The organism is Pedobacter borealis DSM 19626, assembly GCF_000708285.2.
In the GTDB taxonomy this organism is placed as follows: Bacteria; Bacteroidota; Bacteroidia; order Sphingobacteriales; family Sphingobacteriaceae; genus Pedobacter; species Pedobacter borealis.
Genome location: NZ_JAUG01000057.1, coordinates 1 through 25,436 on the forward strand (window position 1 = coordinate 1; position 25,436 = coordinate 25,436).

At 35.4% G+C, this 25,436-nt stretch carries 27 protein-coding genes; 19 read left to right on the top strand and 8 right to left on the bottom strand.

The annotated features are described in order from the left end of the window. Positions 1–372: 372 nt before the first annotated feature. Positions 373–1,497: an AI-2E family transporter gene (locus AW17_RS15095; protein WP_029277822.1), complete on the bottom strand. Its 1,125-nt coding sequence runs from the start codon at positions 1,495–1,497 to the stop codon at positions 373–375. A 349-nt stretch (positions 1,498–1,846) separates the two neighbouring features. Between AW17_RS15095 and mnmE the strand changes: the two genes are divergently transcribed. From mnmE to AW17_RS15115, 4 genes are all read left to right on the top strand, one after another. Beyond that, on the top strand, positions 1,847–3,205 hold the full coding sequence (gene mnmE, locus AW17_RS15100) for a tRNA uridine-5-carboxymethylaminomethyl(34) synthesis GTPase MnmE (protein WP_029277825.1): 1,359 nt from the start codon (positions 1,847–1,849) through the stop codon (positions 3,203–3,205). 153 nt (positions 3,206–3,358) lie between these two features. Further along, positions 3,359–4,456, top strand: coding sequence for a site-specific integrase (locus AW17_RS15105; RefSeq protein ID WP_029277827.1), 1,098 nt, complete (start codon positions 3,359–3,361; stop codon positions 4,454–4,456). Between the two features lie 230 nt (positions 4,457–4,686). Continuing rightward, positions 4,687–4,977, top strand: coding sequence for a helix-turn-helix transcriptional regulator (locus AW17_RS15110; protein WP_036670090.1), 291 nt, complete (start codon positions 4,687–4,689; stop codon positions 4,975–4,977). Beyond that, on the top strand, positions 4,974–5,888 hold the full coding sequence (locus AW17_RS15115; RefSeq protein ID WP_029277828.1) for a hypothetical protein: 915 nt from the start codon (positions 4,974–4,976) through the stop codon (positions 5,886–5,888). The genes AW17_RS15110 and AW17_RS15115 overlap by 4 nt, the downstream gene beginning before the upstream one ends. Positions 5,889–6,029: 141 nt before the next feature. Here AW17_RS15115 and AW17_RS15120 read toward each other — a convergent pair whose 3' ends face one another. After that, on the bottom strand, positions 6,030–6,266 hold the full coding sequence (locus tag AW17_RS15120; protein ID WP_029277830.1) for a helix-turn-helix domain-containing protein: 237 nt from the start codon (positions 6,264–6,266) through the stop codon (positions 6,030–6,032). Positions 6,267–6,436: 170 nt separating this feature from the next. Between AW17_RS15120 and AW17_RS15125 the strand changes: the two genes are divergently transcribed. Then, complete coding sequence (locus AW17_RS15125) at positions 6,437–6,709, top strand: hypothetical protein (protein ID WP_029277833.1); 273 nt, start codon at positions 6,437–6,439, stop codon at positions 6,707–6,709. Positions 6,710–6,749: 40 nt separating this feature from the next. Here the strand turns inward: AW17_RS15125 and AW17_RS15130 are convergent, their stop codons facing one another. After that, a complete protein-coding gene (locus AW17_RS15130) occupies positions 6,750–7,004 on the bottom strand; it encodes a hypothetical protein (RefSeq protein WP_029277835.1) in 255 nt (84 codons plus the stop codon). Between the two features lie 196 nt (positions 7,005–7,200). Here AW17_RS15130 and AW17_RS15135 point away from each other — a divergent pair, with 196 nt between their 5' ends. The 3 genes from AW17_RS15135 to AW17_RS15145 are packed head-to-tail and all read left to right on the top strand — an operon-like array spanning position 7,201 to position 9,549. Further along, positions 7,201–8,340 (top strand): phosphoribosyltransferase-like anti-phage protein, encoded by a 1,140-nt coding sequence (locus tag AW17_RS15135; protein WP_029277837.1) that lies wholly within the window; start codon positions 7,201–7,203, stop codon positions 8,338–8,340. A gap of 2 nt (positions 8,341–8,342) precedes the next feature. Continuing rightward, the gene (locus AW17_RS15140) at positions 8,343–8,945 is read left to right on the top strand and encodes an NADAR family protein (protein WP_036670093.1); all 603 of its coding nucleotides are present in this window, start codon (positions 8,343–8,345) and stop codon (positions 8,943–8,945) included. Positions 8,946–9,000: 55 nt separating this feature from the next. Beyond that, positions 9,001–9,549 (top strand): hypothetical protein, encoded by a 549-nt coding sequence (locus AW17_RS15145; protein ID WP_157280326.1) that lies wholly within the window; start codon positions 9,001–9,003, stop codon positions 9,547–9,549. On the opposite strand, the gene AW17_RS15150 is transcribed toward AW17_RS15145, so the two are convergent. Both AW17_RS15150 and AW17_RS15155 read right to left on the bottom strand, forming a co-directional pair. After that, positions 9,542–10,144, bottom strand: a complete 603-nt coding sequence (locus tag AW17_RS15150; protein ID WP_051691875.1) for an ImmA/IrrE family metallo-endopeptidase — start codon at positions 10,142–10,144, stop codon at positions 9,542–9,544. The two genes, AW17_RS15145 and AW17_RS15150, sit on opposite strands and share 8 nt — an antisense overlap. Further along, positions 10,110–10,460, bottom strand: a complete 351-nt coding sequence (locus AW17_RS15155; RefSeq protein ID WP_029277845.1) for a helix-turn-helix domain-containing protein — start codon at positions 10,458–10,460, stop codon at positions 10,110–10,112. Before AW17_RS15155 ends, AW17_RS15150 begins: the two co-directional genes overlap by 35 nt. 123 nt (positions 10,461–10,583) lie before the next feature. On the opposite strand from AW17_RS15155, the gene AW17_RS15160 reads away from it, so the two are divergent. From AW17_RS15160 to AW17_RS15175, 4 genes are all read left to right on the top strand, one after another. Beyond that, positions 10,584–11,051: a C40 family peptidase gene (locus tag AW17_RS15160; RefSeq protein WP_029277847.1), complete on the top strand. Its 468-nt coding sequence runs from the start codon at positions 10,584–10,586 to the stop codon at positions 11,049–11,051. A gap of 151 nt (positions 11,052–11,202) precedes the next feature. Next, positions 11,203–12,327 carry an SAVED domain-containing protein gene (locus tag AW17_RS15165; protein WP_029277849.1) on the top strand — a complete coding sequence of 375 codons (1,125 nt, stop codon included), beginning with the start codon at positions 11,203–11,205 and terminating at the stop codon, positions 12,325–12,327. A 1-nt stretch (position 12,328) separates the two neighbouring features. Beyond that, on the top strand, positions 12,329–13,579 hold the full coding sequence (locus AW17_RS15170; RefSeq protein WP_029277851.1) for a nucleotidyltransferase domain-containing protein: 1,251 nt from the start codon (positions 12,329–12,331) through the stop codon (positions 13,577–13,579). A gap of 56 nt (positions 13,580–13,635) precedes the next feature. Then, entirely contained in the window at positions 13,636–14,025 is a 390-nt protein-coding gene (locus AW17_RS15175) for a type II CBASS E2 protein (RefSeq protein WP_157280327.1), read from the top strand. A 177-nt stretch (positions 14,026–14,202) separates the two neighbouring features. Here the strand turns inward: AW17_RS15175 and AW17_RS15180 are convergent, their stop codons facing one another. Beyond that, positions 14,203–14,976, bottom strand: a complete 774-nt coding sequence (locus tag AW17_RS15180; RefSeq protein WP_029277853.1) for a sulfite exporter TauE/SafE family protein — start codon at positions 14,974–14,976, stop codon at positions 14,203–14,205. A gap of 60 nt (positions 14,977–15,036) precedes the next feature. After that, the gene (argS, locus tag AW17_RS15185; RefSeq protein ID WP_029277855.1) at positions 15,037–16,809 is read right to left on the bottom strand and encodes an arginine--tRNA ligase; all 1,773 of its coding nucleotides are present in this window, start codon (positions 16,807–16,809) and stop codon (positions 15,037–15,039) included. 361 nt (positions 16,810–17,170) lie between these two features. Here argS and AW17_RS15190 point away from each other — a divergent pair, with 361 nt between their 5' ends. From AW17_RS15190 to AW17_RS15220, 7 genes are all read left to right on the top strand, one after another. Continuing rightward, on the top strand, positions 17,171–18,616 hold the full coding sequence (locus AW17_RS15190) for an arginine deiminase family protein (RefSeq protein ID WP_029277857.1): 1,446 nt from the start codon (positions 17,171–17,173) through the stop codon (positions 18,614–18,616). A 181-nt stretch (positions 18,617–18,797) separates the two neighbouring features. After that, positions 18,798–19,712, top strand: coding sequence for a citrulline utilization hydrolase CtlX (ctlX, locus tag AW17_RS15195; protein ID WP_029277858.1), 915 nt, complete (start codon positions 18,798–18,800; stop codon positions 19,710–19,712). A gap of 1,002 nt (positions 19,713–20,714) precedes the next feature. Then, complete coding sequence (locus AW17_RS15200) at positions 20,715–21,293, top strand: PhnA domain-containing protein (protein ID WP_029277860.1); 579 nt, start codon at positions 20,715–20,717, stop codon at positions 21,291–21,293. A gap of 351 nt (positions 21,294–21,644) precedes the next feature. Beyond that, positions 21,645–23,033, top strand: coding sequence for an arginine decarboxylase (locus tag AW17_RS15205; RefSeq protein WP_029277861.1), 1,389 nt, complete (start codon positions 21,645–21,647; stop codon positions 23,031–23,033). A 102-nt stretch (positions 23,034–23,135) separates the two neighbouring features. Further along, on the top strand, positions 23,136–23,372 hold the full coding sequence (locus AW17_RS15210; RefSeq protein ID WP_083488731.1) for a DUF433 domain-containing protein: 237 nt from the start codon (positions 23,136–23,138) through the stop codon (positions 23,370–23,372). Beyond that, positions 23,365–23,718 carry a DUF5615 family PIN-like protein gene (locus tag AW17_RS15215; protein ID WP_029277865.1) on the top strand — a complete coding sequence of 118 codons (354 nt, stop codon included), beginning with the start codon at positions 23,365–23,367 and terminating at the stop codon, positions 23,716–23,718. Before AW17_RS15210 ends, AW17_RS15215 begins: the two co-directional genes overlap by 8 nt. Before the next feature lie 12 nt (positions 23,719–23,730). Further along, positions 23,731–24,627, top strand: a complete 897-nt coding sequence (locus AW17_RS15220) for a DUF72 domain-containing protein (RefSeq protein ID WP_029277867.1) — start codon at positions 23,731–23,733, stop codon at positions 24,625–24,627. A 286-nt stretch (positions 24,628–24,913) separates the two neighbouring features. On the opposite strand, the gene AW17_RS15225 is transcribed toward AW17_RS15220, so the two are convergent. After that, the gene (locus AW17_RS15225; RefSeq protein WP_209444264.1) at positions 24,914–25,342 is read right to left on the bottom strand and encodes a DUF1579 family protein; all 429 of its coding nucleotides are present in this window, start codon (positions 25,340–25,342) and stop codon (positions 24,914–24,916) included. Between the last annotated feature and the right edge of the window lie 94 nt (positions 25,343–25,436).

A 25,436-nucleotide genomic window follows, 5' to 3' on the forward strand; every position in this document is an offset into this window, starting at 1 on the left:
CTCCCGCAAATTACGCCGATTACCGCAGAACTGACCATTTATGGAGTCGTAAATTTGGAGGTTAAGATTAGCTTACATTTTTTCGCGACGAAGAGAGATTAAATATCATCTGCGCTTATCTTCTTAAATCTGTGGGAAACCTATGCACCAACTGCCTCCCGCAAATTACGCCGATTACCGAAGAACTGACCATTTATAGAATGCGTAAATTTGGAGGTTAAGATTAGCTTACATTTTTTCGCGACGAAGAGAGATTAAATATCATCTGCGCTTATCTTCTTAAATCTGCGGGAAACCTATGCACCAACTGCCTCCCGCAAATTACGCCGATTACCGAAGAACTAACCACATTTCCCATCCTCTCCCCTTAGCTTATCCCTTCTCTATTCCCGTTTTAGTAGCCACTGGTTTTTTCTTCCTAAAGTTGGGAAAAGTCATCGGACTTTTAGCCGGGCGTTCATCCCCTAGTAACACACCCCATTGTTTGAATGATTCTGTGCGATCGAAGACAATTTTGAGTACAGCCACAATAGGCAGTGCGAGGAACATCCCCGAAACCCCGGCTATACTGCCACCTATAAATACCCCGAGGATGGCAAATAAGGCATTAATTTTCACTTTAGAGCCTACAATACGCGGCATGAGTATGTTGTTATCTAAAAATTGAACAAATGCAATTACGCCTAAAACGGTAATTACCGGCCACAATTCCTGCGATGAAGTAAGTGTAAGCAGCACCCCTATCAAGTTACCAATTAAGGCCCCCACGTAAGGGATCAGGTTTAAGATGGCAAAGATTACCCCGATTAATAAGGCATGTTTTATACCGATTAACATCAATATTCCACCCAACAAAATGGTCATATAGGTGATCTGGATCAACAGTCCGATTAAGTAACTTTTAATGATCGATTCGGTTTCATAAATCGCTTCTTTCACTTTTGGATGATCATCTGTTTTAAACCACATGAAGATAAAGCGCAATAAAATGTCTTTATAAAAAAGCATTAGGTAAATATAAATGGGCAACAAACCGATAAATACGAAAATGCCGCTTAAGGTAACAGCAGCACCACCTGCAAGTGAGGTGCCCATGTTCATCAAATCGTCGCTTTTAGTTTGTATGAAGGCTTTTTGCTCCTTATCGTCGTAATGGGTAATGCGACTGATCCAATCGCTCAATGAATTGATATGCTGTGTTACGTTCGCTTTTATCTGTGGAAAATCTTTAACCAAAATGCCAATCTGGTTCGAAAAAAACCAAATGATCAAAGCTACAAACAGTGCCACTAATAAAATGGATAAGATAATGGCTAACGATTCGGGTATTTTTTTTCTTTTTAAAAAGCGGTACACCGGCAGCAGCATAATGCTGATAAAAAAAGCCATCAACATGGGCATGATAATGTCTCTTCCGATTACCATAACGGCTACAATGGCCATCAGACCCAATAATTCTATCGATCGTTTAACGGTCAGTGGTAAATTGTTCGTCATAAAAGCTTATTCTGATTTGAGGTTTAAACACAATCGGAGTGAAAATGTTTTAAGATAAGCTTTAATATTGAAAAGCGGAATGAGTTTATAGTCCGAAGTCGGCAGTCTGGAGTCCGAAGTCAATTAACTCATTAACCAGTTTGGAGTTGGGCGCTTAGCATTGAGAGTCAATTAATCGATCTCCCCTCGATATGTCACACTGAGCGGAGTCGAAGGGCTGCTAGTTGATTTGGCGTTGAGCGATTTGCGTTTGGCGTCAGTTAACCGATTAATCAATGCTTAAAAAAATTACTTCCCTTACACGATATACCCACAGATTAGCCTTATTTTTGCAACTTTAATACCACACATGAACAATCAAGATACCATTATTGCTTTATCTACTCCCTCAGGTTCTGGCGCCATTGGCGTAATCCGTTTATCTGGTCCAGAGGCTATCTCACTTACCAATACAATATTTGCAGGAAAAGATTTAGAAAAGCAGGCCTCGCATACTTTACATTTTGGCCTGGTTAAAGATGGCGATCATATTGTTGATGAAGTGGTGGCGGGTTTATTTGTTGCCCCAAAATCGTATACCAAAGAAAATGTGGTAGAAATTTCCTGCCATGGTTCTAATTATATTATCCAACAGATTATTAACCTGTTAATTAGTAAAGGAGCCCGTGCTGCCAAACCTGGCGAATTTACTTTACGTGCCTTTTTAAACGGTGCATTTGATCTAAGTCAGGCAGAGGCAGTAGCCGATTTAATTGCTTCAAACTCGAAGGCTTCGCATGATGTAGCGATGCAACAGATGCGCGGAGGCTTTGCCAACGAATTAAAAGGTTTACGCGAACAATTGATCCATTTCGCTTCGATGATTGAGCTCGAACTTGATTTTGCAGAAGAGGATGTAGAGTTTGCCAACCGTGAGCAGCTAAAAAACCTGGTGAACAAAATCAACTACATTCTGCAACGTTTAATCTCCTCTTTCGAAATGGGAAATGTGATTAAAAACGGGGTTCCCATTGTTATTGCGGGTAAACCTAATGTGGGCAAATCTACACTATTGAATGCACTCCTGAACGAAGAACGCGCTATAGTTTCGGATATTGCCGGAACCACACGCGATACCATTGAAGATGAACTGACCATTGGCGGCATTGTTTTCCGCTTTATCGATACGGCCGGAATCCGCGATACTGCCGATATTATTGAAGCTTTAGGGGTAGAACGCACTTTAGAGAAAATGAAACAGGCCAAACTGATCATTTATATGGCCGATGCTGCTCAAAGTATTTCAGAAATTGAAGAGCAGATTCGGGGTTTAGCACAATTGGCTATCCCCTATTTAATTTTAGTCAATAAAGCCGACCTTATAGCAGATGCACAACGTAAAGCTTTCGAAGCTTTAGATGTTGTTTTTATTTCTGCTAAAGAAAAACAGGGTATCGATGAATTAAAAACCAATTTATTGGAACAGGTTAACTTGCACCATATTAATACCAGCGAAACCCTGGTGACGAATATCCGCCATGTAGAAGCTTTAAAACAAACAGAACATGCCCTGCAAAGGGTTTTGGCTAATGTAGATAATCCGGTTACCTCCGATTTCTTAGCAATGGACATTAAACAAGCGCTACATTATCTTGGTGAAATTACGGGTACAGTTACTACGGATGATTTGTTGGAGAATATATTCACGAAATTCTGTATCGGAAAGTAATTATGTTTTCCGATGTTTTCATTTGTTTTCCTATCATCTATTAAACAGCTATTTATGTTGTAAATATTAATATTTATTTTCATTTATTATCATTAAATTTGTTACGTATTTGTTATTCTGTATTTTAAGTAACAAAAAATAACAATAATAGCTATGGTAACAATAAGGGAACGCAAACTGAAAAATGGGAAAATAAGTTTAATGCTAGATGTATATGTTAATGGAGTTCGAGAAGTAAAATCACTCAATATATATCTTGATGAAAATGCAAATACGCCTACAAAAAAGGCTCAAAATAAAGAGAAACGATTAAAGGCTGAAACAATCTGTAAAAAGAAAGAGCTTGAAATAATAGAAAACAACCACAGTCTTGTTAGTGTAAAGCAATCAAACATTAAGTTTTTGGATTACTTCAAAGCTATTAAAGAAAAAAAGAGGGGTAGTTTAGGTAATTATGGCAATTGGGATAGTGCATACAAAATATTAGTAGAGTACTTTGATAGTAAAGATGTTAGAATTAACGATTTAACAGATAAAGATTTAAATAATATACGAGATTATTTTTTGAGCACTTACAGAACTAAAGCCAATAAGGTTCTTTCTCAAAACGCAGCATCATCTTATTTTAACAAAGTTAGGATTTCACTTAATCAGGCTTTTGACGAAGGAATTTTAAAAAAGAATATTGTTAAGCCTGTAAAATCCATCAAGCCTGGCGATACAACAAGAGAATTTTTAATTGATGAGGAAATTGATAAGTTAATTATTACCGATTGTGAGGAACCCACCATAAAAAATGCTTTTTTATTTGGGGTTTATTCTGGCCTAAGATTTTCAGATATTATAAAACTTAAATGGGGCGATGTAAGGTTTAGCGAAAAAACTGGATATTCAATTAAATATCAGCAACAAAAAACTAAATCATACGAAATACTCCCTATAAACAAAATCGCACTACAATATTTAGGAGAGGAAAAGAATGCAGAAGAAAAAATATTTAAAGGTTTAAAATATAGTGCTTATAATAATCTTAAGCTTAAAAAATGGATTATGCAAGCAGGAATACTGGATAAGCATATAACTTTTCATTCAGCAAGACATACTTACGCTACTTATTTACTAACTAACGATGTTGCATTTCCTGTTGTAAGCAAGATGTTAGGACATAAAGATTTGAAAACAACAATGATTTATGCGAAAATTATCGACACAAAGAAAATTGATGCAGTTAAAGTTTTTGATAAAGATTAATAACTCATTCTATTTCAATATCTGTTAGAATTTTAAAATAATTTTTTTGCTTTAAATCTTCTTATCTATCTTTGTACTGTTCAGTTAAAGTACACAACTCGAGCGAATCGAAAATTGCTTTAAAAAGCAAATCCCAAATCGTAAAATCCAACTCTCTGTAGTTGGTGGCCTTAAAAAGCCAATACAATCGCAACTTCTAAAAACGGAAAATTATTTCAATCCATTTAATCATGCTAAAAGCATTTTTAACAGTAGAAGATTTGTGCATTTATTTGGGCATTTCGAAATCAACAGCTTATAAGTTAAGCCACAACAACGTATTACCAAAATACTGCCCAGGAGGCAAGAAAATTCTGTTTAAAACAGAAGAAGTTGAAAGTTATGTTAATTCACATCGTATTGCATCTGTAGATGAAATTCAGCGGTCGATTGATGAAGAATTAATGTATCCAAGTAGCCTTCATTATAATAAGCGTAAAAAAGTAACCAAAAGTGTAACCTTAAACGCAAAATTATCATGATAGATACTTTAAAATTTGAAATCGATAGAAGACACTTCGATTATAAAGAGTTACACGATCTGATGTACAACAAATTTGAATATGTATGCATCAGAAAATACAAGCATGGAGATAGCATAAATTTTAAGTATAAAAATTGGCTATTTTTTTTAACAAAAAATAAGTTCGTTGCAACAGGTAGCTTGAATAAACTTTTTCATGGTAATAATTTAGTCCCAATTTCATTTAAAGAAGTGAAGAATGGTTTAGATTCATTGTATGAAGTATTAAAATTTGATATTAGCGATGCTAAAATCAAACAGATTGATATTGGCCATAATTTAGTGATGAATCAAGATGTAAATTCTTATTTGGATTTAATTGTTGCACCTGTCGGATTTAAACCCTGGAAGCTCAGCAACGAAACATTATATTTAAAGAAAAATGATAATGTTTCAGAAATTGTTTTTTACAATAAATTTAAAGAAGCGAAATCGAAAAACAAGACTTTAATGTTTAATAATGAAAATATTTTAAGATACGAGTTAAAGCTTAAAAAGAATATTAAAGAAATATTAGGAGATAATTCTTTGGTTAGTTTGTACAATGTAGATACATATTCAAAGCTTATCAAGGCATGGTACGAGTCCTATGTATCAATCCCTAAAATTACTCAACCAGTATCTTCTAAAATACAGTTAGCTTCCAAAAAATCATTAACTGATTGGTTAATTAAAGAAGGAATAAAAGCTAACGGTGGTATTGAGGTGATTTTTAACGCAGTTACCAATTCTAAATTGGATAAAAACATAAGATATAAAATTCGAAAGCTATTAAAATCGATTGATGATTTGGAATACTTAAATCCGCAACTTAAAGAAGAGCTTGATTACCGTATCGAAGCTGTTTATCTACATCAGCAAGCTGCATAACATGAATAAAACTGATGCAATGCTCTTATTTGATGATTAGAGTTCATCAGTCAGCATATTAACAGTTTAATGTTGAGATATTAATTTAAAGAATTGGATGTGCTTAGAATTAAATTCTACACATCCTTTTTTATTTTATACTTAAACCTTTAAAGAATTAAGCAACTCGCTAAAATCAACATCTAATTTCTTCGATAAAAGAATGATTGTAGTAAGCTTGGGATTGATTTTCCCTTTTTCGATTCGATAAATTTGAGAAAGCTCCACACCAGCTTCATTTGCTAAAAATTCCATCGACCATTCTTTTTCAAGTCTAATCCTGCGAATATTTTCTCCAAAACGCTTAAGGATATCTATCTCACTTGTATTTAATGGCATTTGCCAAAATTGTAGCGAATAGCTAAAAATCATTTAGGCATACATGCCTAAAAAATAAAAATTGTTTTAGATTTGCAGCAATATTAGTTTGTAATTCAGTTATAGCAAATTAAAAAAAAATAACAGCCATAAGTAAACATTATAAAAATAACAGAATTAATCCTCTTAAAATGAAATACAAAAGCTTAACTCTAATTTCAATACTTGCTATAGTTGCAGTTGGATGTAATAATCCTAAATCTGATGCAAAAGAAGTATGCGACTGCTACCAACATGTTATTGATAATCCTAAAGAAGCTGAAAATTACGGCATCCAAAAATGTCAAGCTTTAAATGCAGAGAAATTACTGAAGTATAAAAATAGTCCTAAACAAATTTTAGAATTCAATTTATATTTAGATAGTTGTACAAAAATAATTTTCGCAAAGGCAGCAAAGAAATAACGATAAAATATGCAATAGAATGACGAAGTTGGATAATGACTTAATTAAATAACTGTTGGGCATCTCTTAAAACATTCAACACCTTAATTATCTCCTTTACTCTTTCATCATTTGAATGAAGAAAGTCTTTAACGCTAAAAACAATCTCGTCTCCCTCATCAAATAAATCATCTATGTCTGAGAATTCGCCAGACATGGATAATTGAATAACTAAATCTGAAAACTCTTCTATTGCATTAAATATTGATTGCTTAGTCTCAACAACTGTAGAAGCATAAATTTCTGTATGTAACATCTGTCTTGATAAATTATAATTGATTTGACTATAAAATTGACTTAAATATTTTAAATCTTGATAAAGTTTATATGATTCTTAGGATAAACAAATCTTTAAAACTAAAAATCTACATCGAACTACCTTAACTTTTATTAATACTTCAATAACTATTTCGGTTAAAGTGCTAACTTAGGATATAATTAACCCTCAACTTATGAAGAATTTAATAAATCAAATATTTGAAATTGTCAAAGGATATAGAGAAGGTGAAGATGGCGAAATGTCAATAGATATAATTACTAATTGGATTAGACAGTTTGATGAAGAAGATCAAGAGTTCTTACTCTCAGAGTTACTACACATTCTAAAATTAAGATATGCTTCTAAGGATAACTTTAAGGAGTATTTTAAAGGAATCCTTTTTAAGGATATCGCAAAGATGGCCCAAAGCAATTTCGGATTAACGGATTTAAAAGACATTTTTGGAAAACTATACTTTATTGATCAACAACCAAAAGATAAAAGTCAAAAAAATATATTAAATATTTTAGGTGACGTATTAAGAGAAGAATTTGATTTGGATATTTCGAACTGTGGCAAGGATAATGTCATAGCTGTAATATATTTAGATGATATATTATGCACAGGCGACACTCTTTTTAAAGGGCTAAGTGACTGGCTTCAAAAGGCTGATTTTGCCGCCGACAAGAATAATAAAGAGTTCATGGAAGAGAAGAAATTAAATGTAATTTCAATTTTTTATGCCGTTCATAATCTTAATATGTATAAAGTGCGATCTCGGTTTAATAGGGAGCATAAAAATATCCAACTAGGTTTTATTTGGGAGGATAACCATGGAATTGATAACGATTATAGAAAACCGCAAAATTCAGCGCTACAGTTTATATATCCAAAATATAAAGCGGAAGAAAAATTAATTGAAGATTGTAGAGCTCAGATCGAAGAAAAAGTCGATGGATATTGTGATGAAAAAAGATATTCACGCACTGAAAATTATTTTTATCGTGACAAGAACTATCCATCAAAAGAGTCGATGTTTACATCAAATGCAAATAGAGATAGATTTGAAGAAATTATTTTAAAAAAGTCCATAGAACTATATAATCTTGCTGATTCTAAAAAAGTTCGGATGAGACCATTAGGAAACGGACTAACCACGGATAAATCTTTTGGCTTTGGAACACTCTTCTTTACCTGGCGAAATGTGCCTTATAATACTCCTATGGTGTTTTGGTATGAACATAAAGGTTGGCAACCTCTGTTTAAACGAAACTATACAGAATATGGCAGTGCATCTGGGTGGGATGATTTTTTTAAGGAGTTATTTGGTTAATAATGAAATACATAGAGTTAGAAAATAACTTTCGAATATATGATTTGGCAGATTCATGTATTTTCAAAAAAAACACGGATGAATTTGGTGGTCTTTCAAATATGTCAACCCTTTACAAAATCAGGATTAATAATTTGTCAATTTCCTCGGTTGAGGCATTATATCAAGCATGTAAATTTCCAGAGAATTTTGAAATACAACAACGAATATTGACGGAAAGCAGCCCTTTCACTGTCAAGATGCTATCAAAGAAAGGTGTTGAAAGGGAGGATTGGCTTTCAATAAGAGTAAAAGTAATGAAGTGGTGCTTAAAGATAAAGTTGGCACAAAATTACTATGGATTTGGTGAACTTTTGAATTCTACTTTTAATAAAAATATTGTCGAATTTACAAAAAATGATCAGTTCTGGGGTGCAAAAAAACTTAATGACACTCAGCTAATAGGAAAAAATGTTTTAGGCAGACTGCTTATGGAGTTACGTGCAGAATATAAGTCAAAGCGCATTGATGAGCTTATTGTTGTTGCTCCTCCAAAAATAAGCAATTTTAAACTCCTTAACCAGCAACTCGTCAAAATTGACATGTCCTCAAAGTATTTAAAATAAGTGTTAGAAAACAGTACTTCGAAATGTAGTGCGATTTCTATCAAACCAATTTCAAATGGAAAATTACCTTTTAAACAAATTAGCTTTAATGCCAGATGTTGAAGATGATGTTACTAATTCCCTTTTCTCTCGATTTTATATGTTAAAGGAAAGAAATTTCTTAACAAAAGATGAGTTGATCATGATTTTGAAATGGAAATCTCCCAGACCATCTAAGCATTATATTAAGAATTCCGAGATTGATGTAAAAGAGATAACTAATCTGGCTTTCACAACAAAAAATGAAAATTTAAAAGTTCATATCCTTACAGCTTTAACAGGTGTTAATATACCTTCGGCTTCTGCAATCCTAATGTTTTATGACAAGAAAATATTTCCTGTAATAGATATTAGAGTATGGACTCAATTATATAGGGCTAAGTTGGTAAATTCAAATGAAAAAGGACAGGCATTTAGTTTAAAAGAATGGGAAATGTATTTGTTGATAATTAGAAAACTTGCTAAAGAACTGAAAATAACAGCTCGGCAAACTGAAAAGCGTTTGTTTGATTATGACCGAATCACTCAAACAAAACCAATTTATAGCAGAAAATCAATTACTTAAACTGATTCCTAACTCCAGTTATATTAATTCTGTAATTTACCATTATTTCGCTTGCAGAAAATTTGGCAGCTATTTGAGTAGTTGTCATTTTTTTATATAAACACCATGACAACGCTTCTCTTGGTAGTTGTAAGCTTGCTCCTAACCATTCAGCTTCATTTTCTTGCTCGGTATTGAAGTCTCTTAACAATCCGCCTAAGCCACTAATAGAGGACGATTCGGATGTTGTGTGTTTTAAAATTACATGTGCAAGCTCGTGCATTAAGTTGCTTTGTTGCCTAGCTGGTGAGTGGGAATCATTATGTATTATCAAATATTCATTGTTACTTAAAGGAATTGTAGCGGCGGACCAAAATTCACTTCCTTTACCTAACAAGTTGTCTAAATATATTCTATCGAGCCCGTTGATGTTGTTCGGCGTTAAGATTGGTATAGATAAATAATCACATAATTTAAACGCACATAAGAAATCATGTGATTTTAAACCTAGTTCTTTTCTAAAAAAGATAGATTTTTTTTCAGCTTCAGTTTTAAATCCTCTTTTAAAAGAAAGTTTAGTATTATTTCTTTTTGATGTACTTGTCTGCTGACTCATAAGCAAGATTAATCATTTGAATTAGGGCTTCTGCAGTGTCTACAGGCAGTGTTCTGTCAGCTCTTAAGTGTGCTATAACTTGATTTTTAGAATCTGTTTTCGTTAATTCTGTTTTGGTAAAAAAATCAGGAGCAACTTCCAGCCAAGAACAAATTTTTAAAAATGTTTCAATATCAGGTAAATTACCTTGTTCGATTCTTGAAAGTGTAGACGCACTTACCCCACCAATTTCAGTGGCGATTAGTCTCAATCCTCTGGAGCCTCTTTTTGATCGTAACAAGTCTGATAATTTTTCAGTATCAAGGTTTTTGCTCATTTGTTGAAAAAATCTATAAATGTGTTAATAACTAAACAAGTGTTTCACTTGTGAAACACTGATTAATTTCGTTTCTTTGATGAAACAAATGTATTAATTATAAAACAACTTAAATGCAAGAATATGATTAAATCTAATATAAATAAAATTAATCCACAAAACTGTTACGATAATCTAGTAAATATTCAGCCTGCTGATAGGATAGTGGTTCCCAAAAGTGATTTTCAATTAGTTCAGCATCATGCTATTTTTCTCGGTAATGATCAAAAAGGAGATAGTTGGTTTGCCGAAAATATTATTGGTAAGGGAGTACTTTTTACTAAAGCTGATTTTTTTTTGAAGAATTCTCCTAAGATTACAAGGATAGAAAAATTCCCCGGCAATGAAAACGAAAGAAGAATTGCTATAGATAGAGCAATATCCATGAAAGGTAAAAAATATAATCTATTTAATTTCAATTGCGAGCATTATAGTAATATGGTTCAAAAGAACATTTCTAAAAGTGACCAAATAAATATTTTCATCTGGTTAGCGTTAGCATTCGTGTTTTTATTAGCAGTTTTCAATGATAACAAAAAATATAGCTATTGAAATTAGCTAAAATGCTTATATATTTAGTTTTTACTTATTTAAGTATTTGATTTTTAGTTATTTGCATTTTATTTTATGTGGATAATTATTTTATAATATGGGTTTTTTAATACTTACTTTTGAATAGTAAACAACAGTATAATAAAGAGTTATGTCTAAAACTAAGATACCAGAATCAGTGAAATTCAGACTTTGGGGCAAGGCCGCAGGGAGATGTGAATATGATGGTTGCAATAAGCAACTTTTTTTTGATAAGCTAACTAAAACTGAGTTTAATACATCTTACATAGCTCATATATATGCTGATAGTGAAAATGGGCCTAGATATAGCTCAGAATATTCTCCTAAGTTGAATAAGGATATTTCTAATCTTATGTTGATGTGTGATGAACACCATCGTTTGATAGACAAAGAGCAAGTTGAATTGCATACCGTAGAGCGATTAATGGGAATGAAACTGGCTCATGAAACACGAGTTGAAATGCTGACATCAATAGTACCTGACAAACAAAGCCACATTGTTTTTTTTGGTGCAAATATTGGACAACATAAAGTTCCATTAAATTATAAGGAAGCATCAAATGCTATGATTCCTCATAAATATCCTTCACAACTTACCGCAATTGAATTAGGACTACTTAATAGTGTTTCTGCTGACCATGACGATAATTATTGGATTTTGCAGGATGAACAAGTGAAAGAAGCGTTCCGTCAAAACATATCGTCCCTAAAAGGGAAACATGAAATTCAACATTTTTCACTTTTTGCATTAGCACCTATCCCATTATTAGTAAGATTAGGCACTTTGTTTTCAGACTTGTACGAAGTTGAAGTATTTCAAAGACATAGAGAACCATCCTCATGGAATTGGCAAAATGATAATAGTGATTGTGAATTTATAATAACACCTCCATCTAAGTATGATGGGATTCCCGTATTGAAAATTTCACTAAGCGGAAATATTACAAATGATAGAATTGAGCAAGTATTAAGTGATAACTGTAGTATATGGGAATTAACTATTAAGAATCCTCATAACGATTGTCTACGCACAAAAGAAATTTTGTCAAGTTTTAGACGGTCTGCTAGACAGATATTTAATATTATAAAGCAAAAGCATGGGCAAAATGAATGTTTGCATGTATTTCCAGCAATGCCGATTTCTGCTGCTTTAGAGCTTGGGAGAGTTTGGATGCCAAAGGCAGACGTCCCCTTTAAAATGTACGATCAGTGCAGGGTTAAAAATCAATTTATACCAACCCTTAATTTCAATTAATATGAGCAATCAATTTTTAACATTTAGCGAAAGACAGTACGCAGGTGCAGTACTTGAAAAATTAGGTCAAGCAATTGACTTGACAGATTCTCAATATCAAGATGCAATAGATAGATATGGTAGTGTTGGTAGATTCTTAGGTGATCCTACAGGTAGTCTTTATATTTACAATCCACGCTTAGTTCCGCAGGGTTCATTTAGAATTGGTACAGTTGTTAGACCTGACCGAGATGATTGTGAATTTGATGTTGATACCACATGTTGGTTATATATTAATTTACCAAATAGTCAATATAGGATTAAAAAACTTATAGCTGATAGATTAAATAGTAGTGCTACTTATCAGAGGATGTTAAAAGAAAAGCATCGTTGTTGGAGGCTTATTTATAGTGAAGCAACTCATTTTCATTTAGACATTGTTCCTGCAGTTCCAGATGATTATCAATGGTTACTTAGACTTGGAGTTCCAGAAAAATATGCGAAACATGCTATAAAAATTACAGATAATAGAAATAGTAATTATTATGATACTACGACAGAATTTCCCAGAAGTAATCCAGAAGGTTATGCGCTTTGGTTTTTGGACGTAATGCAAGTCCAAGCTGACCAAATAAGGAATAAGCTCTCTATTGAATTGAAGATGAGTATTGATAAAATACCAGAGTACAAAGTACGCACCCCACTTCAAAGAGCTGTACAGTTGATGAAAAAGCATAGAGATCAACTCTACGGTGATAACGATCTAAAGCCAATATCAGTTATAATTACTACGTTGGCGGCTAGATCCTATACTGACGTAATGATGCATCAATCATCTTCTAATTTGTTCTATGATATTGTTTTAAAGATAGTCGAACAAATGCCCAATTATATCGAAAAGCGAAATGGCACTAGTTGGATTACTAACCCAGTTAACCCAAGTGAAAATTTTGCAGACAAATGGTTGGGTGAGCCAAGATTAGAAGCTAAGTTTTATGAATGGCATAACCGTTTCCTTTCTCTATTAAAGGGTAGTGAGATTTCTAAACAATTTGAAGCTGCACCAGAGATTCTTAATCTATCATTTGGGATTAATACTGTTAGGAGGGCTTTTGGTGTTAATTCACAAGATACAGATAGACTATCAAGATTGCGAACTACTGCTTCAGTTATCGGGTCAAGTAATGCTTATACTAATTCTGAAGGTCACATTACTTCAAATCCTAATGGCACAAAGAACCAGGAACATCGGTTTCACTTTAATGACAAGTAATGATTCCTAAAAGGCGAAATCACAAATATGCTTATTTAAGCTATCAGAAATATCTAATGGAAAATAAATTTTCTTTTATGAAGTGTTCTATAGTTAATAATGTTTTAAAGTGTGTAGGATGGATGTCCCCACCTGATTGCGCAAATAGGTATAAGGTTTTAATTGAATATGTTTTAGGCAAAGAACCTAAGACCACTATACTTTATCCTAAAATTGAACCCTCTAAGCACATTCATATGTACAAGGACCATAGTTTGTGTTTAAGTTATCCATTTGACCTTAAATGGACGGAAAATAGTACGGTTGCAGATTTGACACCACCATGGCTTGCCGAATGGATAATTTATTACGAGATATATATGTTGAATGGGAATATATGGGAAGGACCTGAATCGCCAGCCCATTTAACAGAAGCCACAAAAAATATAAACGTTGATTCGGATTAAAATTGATGATAAATCATATATTTTGTTACTTATTTGTTATTTTTTATAGTTAAATCATTGATAATCATAATTAATTTACTTTCTGTATCGGAAAGTAATTTTTGGGGTTTAGATAATTAAATTACTTAGCGATAAACGAAAGTATTCCTGAAAAGTATATTATTTTACATTACCCTTTTACATGACATACGCTTTCAAAATATCATAAGCAAAACGTAAAATTGTTCCAAAAACAACGATCAGAAAAAATACACGGACAAATTTATTTCCTTTAAGCAAGGCCAGTTTTGCACCAAAAAAAGCTCCGGTTAAGTTAAACAGTGCCATCGGTATGGCGTATTGGAACAGGATATGTCCTGTAGAACTGAAATAGACAATGGCTGCCAGATTAGTCGCCATATTTACAATTTTGGCATGTGCACTGGCGCCAATAAAATCGAAGCCCAATACGGCAATAAAAACCAAAATTAGAAAAGATCCTGTGCCTGGTCCGATTAAGCCATCATAAAAACCGATTAATATTCCAAATAAAGCAGCCATTAAAACCTGTTGTTTAAGGGAATGGTCTTTCTCCTGGTGGATACCAAATTGTTTGTTAAAGTAGGTGTAAAGTGCAACTAAAATCAGCACAACGAGGATTACAGGCTTGATGACAGAATTATCTATCCTGCTTACCAAAAACGCGCCCAACAATGCCGCTAAAAACGCAGTTAGCACACAAGCCGCAAGTACTTTGTAATTAAAACGAACCTGTTTTGAATATTTGAAAGCGGCCAGCGTTGTACCCGCCATTGACGGGATTTTGGTAGTGCCTAAAAGCGTGGCTACAGGATAATGGGGCAAAATAAGTAAAATGGCGGGAGTTTGTAATAAACCACCGCCACCTACAATAGCATCTATAAATCCGGCAGCAAAAGCCACCAGACAAAGTAAAATCAGTTCGCTAACCACTAATTAAATTTTTAAATCAATTCTTCCAAATTCATTACCGCGGACTTCAGCCAACAGTATCTACATTCGCTCTGGCGAAGTAATGCCTAAAATCAACATCCCGGCATGAATAATATCAGCCGTTTTTTTACTTAGGTTTAAACGGAATTGTTTCGTTTCACCTTCTTCTGTTTTTACAATTGGCGGTACCTCATGGTAAAACTTGTTGAACAGCTTGGCCAGTTCGTATAAATAGTTGGCCAAACTTGCCGGACTGTAGGCCTTAGCCGCAATAGCAATCTCTGCAGGGTATTTTGCCAATTGCAGAATCATTTCCAATTCCACGTCACTAATCCCGCCAAACTCCAAACTCCCAACGCCAAACTTATACTCAGACTTGCTCAACAGCGATTTAATCCGCGCGTGCGTGTATTGGATAAATGGACCTGTATTCCCTTGAAAATCGATACTTTCAGCAGGATTGAACAACAAACGTTTCTTTGGCTCAACCTTTAAAAGGAAATATTTTAAAGCGCCTAAACCTATATTTTTATACAGCTCTTCTTTATCTGCTTCGCTAAAATCGTTGGTTTTACCCAATTCTTCTGTTTTTTCGCGGGCGGTAGTTACCATGCTCTCAATCAGCTCATCTGCATCTACAACAGTTCCCTCGCGGCTTTTCATCTTACCGTTTGGCAAATCGACCATTCCGTACGATAAATGGTATAAACCTTTTGCCCAGCTTTTGCCTAGTTTCTCTAGAATAAGGAACAACACTTTAAAGTGATAATCCTGTTCATTGCCCACCACATAAATCGACTCATCCATGTTGAAATCGTCGTGTTTCATTTCGGCAGTACCTAAATCCTGTGTAATGTAAACCGAAGTCCCATCAGCACGTAAAACCAATTTCTGGTCTAAACCATCGGCAGTTAAATCGATCCATACCGAACCATCTTCCTTTTTAAAGAAAATACCTTTGGCCAAACCTTCATCAACCGTACCTTTTCCTAACAGGTAGGTATTGCTTTCGTAATAGAATTTATCAAAATCAACTCCGAGGTTTTTATACGTTACATTAAAACCAGCGTAAACCCACTCGTTCATGGTTTTCCAAAGCGAAACTACCTCCTCATCCCCTTGCTCCCATTTCAACAGCATTTGTTGTGCTTCCTTAATCAATGCCGCATTTTTCTTGGCTTCTTCTTCTATTTGTCCTTCAGCTTTTAAAGCATCAATTTCTTTTTTGTACTCTTTATCAAAAATTACATAGTATTTCCCAACAAGGTGATCGCCCTTTAAGCCTGTACTTTCGGGTGTTTCGCCATTACCCCACTTTTGCCAGGCCAGCATGGATTTACAGATGTGGATACCACGGTCGTTAACCAGGTTTACTTTCACCACATCGTAACCGTAAGCTTTAAGCAGTTCAGAAACCGAGTAGCCCAATAGGTTATTACGCACGTGCCCCAGGTGAAGCGGTTTATTGGTATTTGGCGACGAATATTCTACCATTACCTTTTTACCATTCGATGCATACACGCCAAAATCAGGCGATAAAATTTCTTCGTTAAATTGTTTTAAGAAATAACTTTCGGCAATGCTTAAGTTCAAAAATCCTTTAACCACATTAAATTTAGTAATATCGGTTACGTTGGCAACCAAATATTCACCAATCTCAGTGGCAGTTTGTTCAGGCGATTTCTTCGAAATTTTGGTAATCGGAAAAACAACAATTGTTGCCTGTCCTTCAAATTCTTTACGTGTTTCTTGTATGTTGATTACACTTTCGGCTACTTCTTCCTTATAAAGTTCAAAAATGGCTTTCTGTGTTTCGGCAATAATAAAATTCATGCGCCAAAAATATGTAAAAAAGGTGGAAGGTGAAAGGTTTAAGGTGGAAGGTTTTCGAGCTTTTAAAGGGTTTGGAAAGCTAAGTAGTGCCAATCGGTTCCGATAGTCCTTCTTTCCGCTATAGTCCCGATTGAAGGAATCGGGAGCTGCCGCTTCAATAAGGTTTATTTAGTTGGTTCTGTGCAATAAAAAAGTCCGAAGTTGGGAGTCCGAGGTCAGAAGACAGAATGCCTATAACTATAAATCTCATTGGTCTTCTAACTTTTCCAGCACCTATTTTCAAACTATATCTTCGGACTTTCGGCCCCCTGACTTTCGGACTCTCAAAAATTCTAATAGATTTGCAATAACTAACTTTTTTATGAGCGAGCAGAACCCCAATTTTAAAGTGAGCGTAAACACCGAAATCGGCAGATTGCGTAAATTATTAATACATAGTCCTGATAGTGGATTAGGCAAAGTAGTACCCTCTAAGGCACAAGATTGGCTTTTCGAAGATATTGTGCATTTAGATACCATCCGTAAAGGCGAATACGATTATTATATTAAAGTGTTGATGTATTTTCTTGATCCTGATAAGATTAAGGGAAAACTGGCCGAAATAGATTCGGAAGCATCCAACCGTAATTTTTACAAACCCAACCACCCCGATTTTCACAATTCTCAATCGGTAATCGAGATTCAGAACCTGTTAAGCGAAATGCTGGAGAACGAATCCATCCGTAAAAAACTGGTTGCTGCTGTTTGTGCGATTGAAGGTTGTACTTATAAGGTTCAGTTAGAATTAACAGATACCGATCCGAAACAATTGGCAGAGATTTTTATCTCAGGAACATTAGCCAACGATACAATGATTTTTGCGCCCATCCCCAATTTAATTTTTACCAGGGATGTGGGCACAACCATTAACAACCATATCCTGTTAAACAAACCGGCAAAAAAAGCCCGTGTGCGCGAAACACTTTTAATGCGGTATATTTTCTTCAACCATCCATTGTTTGAGGGCTACCGCAACAATATCCTCGAAATTCCGGATGTTACGATGCACTTTTTACGCCCAGGCGATGAACCTGCTTTCAGTACCACTTTAGAAGGTGGAGACGTGATGATGGTGAGCCCAAACCACGTATTGATCGGTTGTAGCGAAAGAACCTCTGAACATGGTGCCAACGAAGCGATTAAATTATTGTTCGATCAGGATGTGGTAGAAAAAGTTACGGTGGTAAAAATACCGAGCAAACGCGATTATATGCACCTGGATACTGTTTTTACACAGGTTAAACGCAATACCTGGGTAATTTTGAATTCGATTGCCCATTCGCCGAAATATAATCCTTACGAGCCGATCAACTTTTTAAAAGAACCCGAAAAATTGGAGGCTACCACTGCTATTCAGTTTACAAAAGCGAATCCACAAGAGCCGAAACATTTCGAACATGTAGAAGCTTTATTAAATGACATTAGCCAGAACGATTTAAAAAGCACCGAGCCTACCCAAATCATCTACAGCGGAAATAATCAGTTCCCTTACGATTCGCGTGAGCAATGGACCGATTCATGTAACCTTTTAGCCATTAAAGAAGGAGTTGTTTTAGGCTACGATAGAAACGATAAAACCGTTGAAGCCTTTAAAGCTGCCGGTTTTAATGTGGTGGATGTGAAAGATTTGATCCAGGATTTAGAAAGTGGCAAAGTAAATGCCGAAACCATAACCGATACTTTGATTTTAATGCCATCGGCAGAATTATCACGTGCACGTGGTGGTTTCCATTGTATGAGTTTACCAATTTTAAGAGACAATATTTGAGGTTTAGGGCGTAAGGTATAGGGTTTAGGGTTAAAACCCAATGCTTTAAAATTCAATGTTCTCATAAATCGAAAAATAATTATCTTTCATAACAAATCGAACCATAACTAGAAATATAATAAGTAATTAAACAGGCGACATAGGTCTACCTTAAACCTTATGCCTTATACCTCTTACCTTTATGCAATCTACCAACCATATCCTCATGATCCGCCCTGTTGATTTTAAATTCAATGAGCAAACAGCCGGAAATAATAAGTTTCAAGTTGCATCTACTGAAACCAATGTACAAACAGAAGCCTTAAAAGAGTTTGATGTCTTTGTTGATTTATTAAGAAAAAACAATGTTGATGTAACGGTTGTAGACGATACTTTACAACCTGAAACACCTGATTCTATTTTCCCGAACAATTGGGTCTCTTTTCACGAAGATGGTTCAGTATATCTTTATCCGATGTTTTCTGAAAATCGCCGGTTAGAGCGCAGAAAAGAAATTCTGGATGGCTTGAAAGAAAATTTCGAAGTTAACCACATCAGCGATTTAAGCTTTTACGAACAACAACATGCGTTTTTAGAAGGTACCGGAAGCATGGTATTAGATCGTGCCAATAAAATTGCTTACGCCTGCTTAAGTGTACGTACCGATGAAGAAGTACTGAACAATTTTTGCATGCTCACCGGATACGAACCGGTGGCCTTTCAGGCCGTAGACGGATCGAATTTCCCGATTTACCATACCAACGTAATGATGTGCATCGGCGACCGTTTTGCTGTAATCTGTCTGGATTCGATTCGCGTTCCTGAAGAGAAATTAAATGTAACCATCAGTTTAAAAGGTAGTGGAAAAGAAATCATCGAAATCAGTCTGGAACAGATGAATAAATTTGCGGGTAACATGTTACAGGTTACCAATGCAGAAAACGAAAGTTTATTGGTGATGTCGGAACAGGCTTTTTTATCCTTAACTGCCGAGCAGATTGCTGCATTAGAACAATACAGCAGAATCATTTATGCACCACTTTACACGATCGAAAAAAATGGCGGCGGCAGTGCAAGATGCATGCTGGCTGAGATACATTTGCCGAGTAAATATTAGTATGCCGTCAACAATAACGGCTTTTCTATTTCAACGCCGTGGTTCGTGTCTCCACGAACCATTTTTATTTTTGCCACGGAAGCTCTGAAAACACGGAAAACCCATCTGACAAATGCAACTCGCTATTCAACCTTCAATAGCAGCACCACCCCAATTTAAATAAACCCGATCGGAATGAACACGAGTGCAACGAAGTAAAATGAAGAGCAGGGCTACTGAAACCGATAAAAACAGTAACCTGCTTTCCAAATGATTAGAAAACATTATTTCTCGCCCATGTCTCGTATCTCAGAGCCATTTTTATTTTTGCCACGGAAGCTCGGAGCGCAGGGAAAACCCATCTCCTCGCCGTGGTTCGTGTCTCCATGAACCACTTTTATTTTGCCACGGAAGCTCTGAAAACACGGAAAACCCATCTGACAAATGCAACTCGCTATTCAACCTTCAATAGCAGCACCACCCCAATTTAAATAAACCTAATCGGAACGAACACGAGTGCAACAAGTAAAGTGAAGAGCAGGGCTACTGAAACCGATAAATACAGCAACCTGCTTTCCAAATGATTAGAAAACATTATTTCTCAACCATGTCGCTTATCTCAGAGCCATTGTATTTTTGCCACGGAAGCTCGGAGCGCGCGGAAAACCCATCTCCTCGCCGTGGTCCGTGTCTCCACGAACCATTTTTATTTTGCCACAGAAACACGAAAAACCTGTCGCATAATTGCACTCACTATTAAACCTCAAATAGCAGCACCACCCCAATTTAAATAAACCTGATCGGAACGAACACGAGTGCAACAAGTAAAGTGAAGAGCAGGGCTACTGAAACCGATAAATACAGCAACCTGCTTTCCAAATGATTAGAAAACATTCCTTTCTATCAAACCAAAATTTAAAAGATTTCTCCTCCAAAGGAGTTCCTTTGGAACACTACGGTCGAAATGACGATCCGCGAGATTCCGATTAGTTTTATTACTTTCGCCAAAAATCCACTATCAAGATGTCTTTAGCACAAGAATTACAGACCCGTTCGGGTAATAAATGCGAATTATGCACCGCTGAAACCAATTTATCGGTATACGAAGTGCCACCCACCAGCAATGCCAATAGCGATAACAGTATTTTAGTTTGTAAAACCTGCTTAGATCAGATTGAAAAAACGGAACAGCTTGCACCAAACCATTGGAAAATATTAACGGAAACCATGTGGTCGGAATTTGCCCCGGTACAGGTTGTTGCCTGGAGAATGTTGAGCAGGTTAAGAAATGAAGGCTGGGCAGCAGATAGTCTGGATATTTTATACCTTGAAGATGAAACTTTGGAGTGGGCTAAAAAAACCGGCGACCACGAGCAAGATGGAACTGTAGAATTTCATCAGGACAGCAACGGCACGCGCTTATTTGAAGGAGATACCGTGGTTTTGGTTAAAACTTTAGATGTTAAAGGCTCAACTTTGAGCGCTAAACTGGGTACTGTAGTTAAAAATATCAGATTAGTTCATGATAATATCGAACAGATTGAAGGTAAAGTTGAAGGACAAACTATTGTAATTTTAACCAAATACCTCCGTAAAGGATAACACGTTATTTGATAATTGATTAGCCAACTCGCTATTAAACCTTAAATAGCAGCACCGTCCTTACCAACTAAACCTGATCGGAACGAACACGAGTGCAACGAGTAAAGTGGAGAGCAGGGCCAATCCCAATCTATAAAAACAGGAACCTGCTTTCCAAATCTTTAAACTTAAAATATTATTAGCTCCTGTTTTCCAGATCATTAACAAAATAGAACCACCCACTTTCTATTCAAAACAATTTGTCGGCATTTTTTGTAGTTAGGCTAAGCGTTTCCTTACAGTAAAAATATTTTCAATACCGTTTAATTCTCGATTTAAAATTACATTTTTGCAAAAATTATTTAAAAGTAAATGCAGAGTTACTCAGAATTTCTTGATCTAAGTGTTGGTTTCCCTCAAGAGGGCTTCGATGTTATAGATGATGAATTATATTTTCAGGATTTAAACCTGATGGAAATGATCGAAACTTACGGTACTCCCCTACGTTTCACGTATTTACCAATGGTAAGCAAGAAGATTCAGCAGGCGAAGATTCTTTTCCAAACCGCTATTTTAAAGAACAATTATCGTGGCGATTATAAATATTGCTACTGTACAAAAAGCTCGCATTTTAAGCATATTGTAGAAGAAGCTTTAAAAAACAACATCCACTTGGAAACTTCTTCGGCTTTTGATATGCCGATGGTTGATGCGCTGGAGAAAAAAGGCGTGTTAACGAAAGATACCACCATTATCTGTAACGGCTTTAAAACCTACCAGTACAAACAATATATCATTGATATGTTGCATGATGGTTATACCAATATTATCCCTGTTTTAGATAACAAAGAAGAGTTTAATCTTTTTGATGATGAGGTTGATATTGATACCCCTTGTAACTTAGGTATCCGTATTGCAGCTGAGGAGCAGCCAGATTCGCAGTTCTATACTTCGCGTTTAGGTGTGCGTATGGAAGACATTATTGATTTCTACAACAATAAAATCGTTCACAACCCTAATTTCAGGGTTAAATTATTACACTTTTTTATTAACTCTGGTATTACCGATTCGCCATATTATTGGAACGAGTTAGAGAAATACGTAACGCTTTATTGCAAGTTTAAAAAGATCAATCCTGATTTAGATACCCTGGATATTGGTGGTGGTATGCCATTTAAAGATTCGTTGGTATTCGATTTCGATTACGAATACATGGTAAACGAAATTGTAAAAAGGATTAAAGAAATCTGCGCGATCCACGACGTAATGGAACCAGATATTATTACCGAATTTGGCAAATATACGGTTGCAGAGGCTTCTGGTATTTTATATAAAGTATTGGGCCGTAAACAACAGAACGACCGTGAGCGTTGGTTAATGCTGGATGGTTCTTTTATTACCAACTTACCTGATGTTTGGGCATTAAATCAAAAATACATTTTATTACCAATTAACAACTGGGACGCTGAATATGAGCGGGTTAACTTAGGTGGTATTACCTGCGACGGGCAGGATTATTACAACCAGGAGGCACACATGAATAGTGTATTTATGCCGAAAACGCGTAAGGTGCAGTATTTAGGTTTCTTCCATACTGGCGCTTACCAGGAAGTACTGAGCGGTTATGGTGGTATTCACCATTGTTTATTGCCAAGCCCCAAGCATGTTTTGATCCGCAGAAACCGTGATGAAAGTTTCAATTTCGAAGTTTTTGGAGAAGAACAGAATAGTAAGCAGGTATTGAAGATTCTGGGTTACTAATTCAGTTTACAGTTGGGAATTTGGTGAGTGCAAAAACAAAATTTCATTAAAATACGCATATACCTCAGTTTTTTTACTGAGGTATATTTTTTATATTTGAGTATGGCACATGAACAAATTAAGTTATTCGATCGGATCATTGCTACAGATGGTTTGATGGGAGGAAGACCTACAATACGTGGGTTGAGATTTCCAGTTTCTGATGTACTTGAATTATTAGCAAGCGGCATGAGTGAGGAACAAATTCTAGAGGAACACCCCATCCTAGAAAAGGAAGATATTAGGGCTGTACTCTTATATAGCGCACAAAAAATAAATGAGGACTTAATGTATGAATAATTGGGAAATTTGGACCGACACCAATATATCCCCTATAATTGCCAAATGGCTTTCAGAATACACAAATTTTAAAACAAGATCTTCTTTCAGTCTAAATTTACATTCAGTAGATGACTTGACCATTTTTAGAATGGCTCAAATTAAAAAAAATGTCATAATTGTTTCTAAGGATTCAGATTTCAAAGAATTAATCGATTGGTTTGGTGCTCCTCCAAAACTTATTCTTATTAAATTCGGGAATTGTTCAAATAAACTATTTTGGCAAAAGTTAGAACCAAAGATTAACTCAGCATTAGAAGTTCTTTTAAATAAAAAAGAGGAAGTTAATGTAATTAGTATCACATAACATATATTAAAAATGCAATTCGGTAAAGTAGACGACCCAACCATTATAGATTATACCCTTCCTGCTGATGCTCCTGAAACAGCAACAGTTTTGGCAGCAAATAAACCTAAACAATCTTTCCAGGCCTATGTGGGTTGCGCCAAATGGAATAAGGCAGATTTAAAGGGGTTTTATCCAAAAGGAACTAAAGATGAATTGACTTATTATTCTACTCAATTTAATTCCATTGAGCTTAATGCAACATTTTATGGTATGCCAAGCCGTGAACAGGTAATCACCTGGACGCAAAAAACACCTGCAGATTTTAAGTTTTTTCCAAAACTGACCAATACCATCAGTCACTTTAAAAGGTTGATTAACGTTAAAGAACCTGTAGAACAGTATTGCGATGCCATCAGTAATTTCGAAGATAAATTAGGAATGGCTTTTCTTCAATTGCACGATAACTTTAAGCCTAAAGATTTTGAAAGGCTAAAAATTGTAATTAACGAATTCCCAAAAGTAATTCCTTTAGGTGTTGAAGTTAGAAATGGAGAATGGTTTTCAAATCCGGCCATTGCCAACGAATTTGCACAATTGTTTCAGGAAAATGGTGTGGCCAATATCATTGTTGATACTGCAGGCAGAAGAGATATGCTGCATATGCGTTTAACTTCGCCCACAGCCTTTGTGCGTTTTGTTGGCGCAAACGATGATGACATAGATAAAAAACGCTTAGACGATTGGATTGAAAGAATTGTGAGCTGGAAGGCGCAAGGTTTACAAAACTTATATTTCTTTGTTCACCAGAATGTAGAACTTTCCTCTCCGTTATTTTCCGCCTATTTTACGGAGAAACTGAATAAAGCTGTTGGAACTGATTTAAAAATCCCGGTAATGGCCAATCAGGCTTCGCCTAGCTTATTTTAGTTTTTTTGGTACGTTATTCCCGCGTATGCGGAAATCTTAATGCATTTTAAATGAAGGATTAAGATTCCCAACCTACTGCTGGTCGAGATTTGCAATCTCGTCTGAATGAGTTGTGGATTTATAATCCACTTTAAGAATTTGCAAGTCGGGATTACAAATCCCGACTAACATATTTAATTTCTACTATTAGTCGAGATTTGCAATCCCGACCAACATATTTAATCTCTCTTATAAATCGTTTCGGTAGCTTTAGCTTCTTCCCCTTCCGGCGAAACATTGTAAGCCGTTAATACGATTTCATTTTCGTAATTATTTCAAGCACTGTTTTCCAGCCCCAAAGCTGCTCGCCATATTCCGGACTGCCATATTCGCCAAAAACAGAAAAACCGTTTGTTGTAGCCTCACCACTCGAAAGCATAATCTGCGTACCCATGTGAAAACTATCGACCCAACTTGTCGTAAATCTTTGGTAAGGAATATCGAAACCGATAATCATTTTCCCTTCAAAAGCTTTTCCTTTCAAACTTCCCTGGTAATCAAGAGAAATAAAACGCTTACCCAAAATAGAAGTAATTTTTGCTTCAGCCTGAGATTCATCTGCCAGTACGTCCTTTTCGAACCATGTTTTGGTTATCCCATTCCAAGTACCTATTAAACTTTGAAGCTGTTGGTGAGCACCATCTGCTAAAGATTGCTCAAATTTACTTTTCGCCATAATCCAAACTTATAAAATTTAAGTAGGAATGTTTAATGGTTTGCATAGAAGATTTTGAATTGAAAATTGTAAATTGTTAACTGAAAACTATCTA

Excerpts from the sequence above, each read along its gene's own strand:
- AW17_RS15225 (WP_209444264.1), bottom strand. The coding sequence starts at position 25,342 with ATGGCGAAAAGTAAATTTGAGCAATCTTTAGCAGATGGTGCTCACCAA.
- AW17_RS15115 (WP_029277828.1), top strand. The coding sequence starts at position 4,974 with ATGATAGATACTTTAAAATTTGAAATCGATAGAAGACACTTCGATTAT.
- AW17_RS15205 (WP_029277861.1), top strand. The coding sequence starts at position 21,645 with ATGCAGAGTTACTCAGAATTTCTTGATCTAAGTGTTGGTTTCCCTCAA.
- AW17_RS15140 (WP_036670093.1), top strand. The coding sequence starts at position 8,343 with ATGAAATACATAGAGTTAGAAAATAACTTTCGAATATATGATTTGGCA.
- AW17_RS15150 (WP_051691875.1), bottom strand. The coding sequence starts at position 10,144 with ATGAGTCAGCAGACAAGTACATCAAAAAGAAATAATACTAAACTTTCT.
- AW17_RS15120 (WP_029277830.1), bottom strand. The coding sequence starts at position 6,266 with ATGCCATTAAATACAAGTGAGATAGATATCCTTAAGCGTTTTGGAGAA.
- AW17_RS15210 (WP_083488731.1), top strand. The coding sequence starts at position 23,136 with ATGGCACATGAACAAATTAAGTTATTCGATCGGATCATTGCTACAGAT.
- AW17_RS15145 (WP_157280326.1), top strand. The coding sequence starts at position 9,001 with ATGGAAAATTACCTTTTAAACAAATTAGCTTTAATGCCAGATGTTGAA.
- AW17_RS15160 (WP_029277847.1), top strand. The coding sequence starts at position 10,584 with ATGATTAAATCTAATATAAATAAAATTAATCCACAAAACTGTTACGAT.
- ctlX (WP_029277858.1), top strand. The coding sequence starts at position 18,798 with ATGCAATCTACCAACCATATCCTCATGATCCGCCCTGTTGATTTTAAA.
- AW17_RS15190 (WP_029277857.1), top strand. The coding sequence starts at position 17,171 with ATGAGCGAGCAGAACCCCAATTTTAAAGTGAGCGTAAACACCGAAATC.
- AW17_RS15220 (WP_029277867.1), top strand. The coding sequence starts at position 23,731 with ATGCAATTCGGTAAAGTAGACGACCCAACCATTATAGATTATACCCTT.
- AW17_RS15175 (WP_157280327.1), top strand. The coding sequence starts at position 13,636 with ATGGAAAATAAATTTTCTTTTATGAAGTGTTCTATAGTTAATAATGTT.
- AW17_RS15155 (WP_029277845.1), bottom strand. The coding sequence starts at position 10,460 with ATGAGCAAAAACCTTGATACTGAAAAATTATCAGACTTGTTACGATCA.
- AW17_RS15170 (WP_029277851.1), top strand. The coding sequence starts at position 12,329 with ATGAGCAATCAATTTTTAACATTTAGCGAAAGACAGTACGCAGGTGCA.
- mnmE (WP_029277825.1), top strand. The coding sequence starts at position 1,847 with ATGAACAATCAAGATACCATTATTGCTTTATCTACTCCCTCAGGTTCT.
- AW17_RS15165 (WP_029277849.1), top strand. The coding sequence starts at position 11,203 with ATGTCTAAAACTAAGATACCAGAATCAGTGAAATTCAGACTTTGGGGC.
- AW17_RS15135 (WP_029277837.1), top strand. The coding sequence starts at position 7,201 with ATGAAGAATTTAATAAATCAAATATTTGAAATTGTCAAAGGATATAGA.
- AW17_RS15130 (WP_029277835.1), bottom strand. The coding sequence starts at position 7,004 with ATGTTACATACAGAAATTTATGCTTCTACAGTTGTTGAGACTAAGCAA.
- AW17_RS15200 (WP_029277860.1), top strand. The coding sequence starts at position 20,715 with ATGTCTTTAGCACAAGAATTACAGACCCGTTCGGGTAATAAATGCGAA.
- AW17_RS15095 (WP_029277822.1), bottom strand. The coding sequence starts at position 1,497 with ATGACGAACAATTTACCACTGACCGTTAAACGATCGATAGAATTATTG.
- AW17_RS15215 (WP_029277865.1), top strand. The coding sequence starts at position 23,365 with ATGAATAATTGGGAAATTTGGACCGACACCAATATATCCCCTATAATT.
- AW17_RS15105 (WP_029277827.1), top strand. The coding sequence starts at position 3,359 with ATGGTAACAATAAGGGAACGCAAACTGAAAAATGGGAAAATAAGTTTA.
- AW17_RS15110 (WP_036670090.1), top strand. The coding sequence starts at position 4,687 with ATGCTAAAAGCATTTTTAACAGTAGAAGATTTGTGCATTTATTTGGGC.
- AW17_RS15125 (WP_029277833.1), top strand. The coding sequence starts at position 6,437 with ATGAAATACAAAAGCTTAACTCTAATTTCAATACTTGCTATAGTTGCA.
- argS (WP_029277855.1), bottom strand. The coding sequence starts at position 16,809 with ATGAATTTTATTATTGCCGAAACACAGAAAGCCATTTTTGAACTTTAT.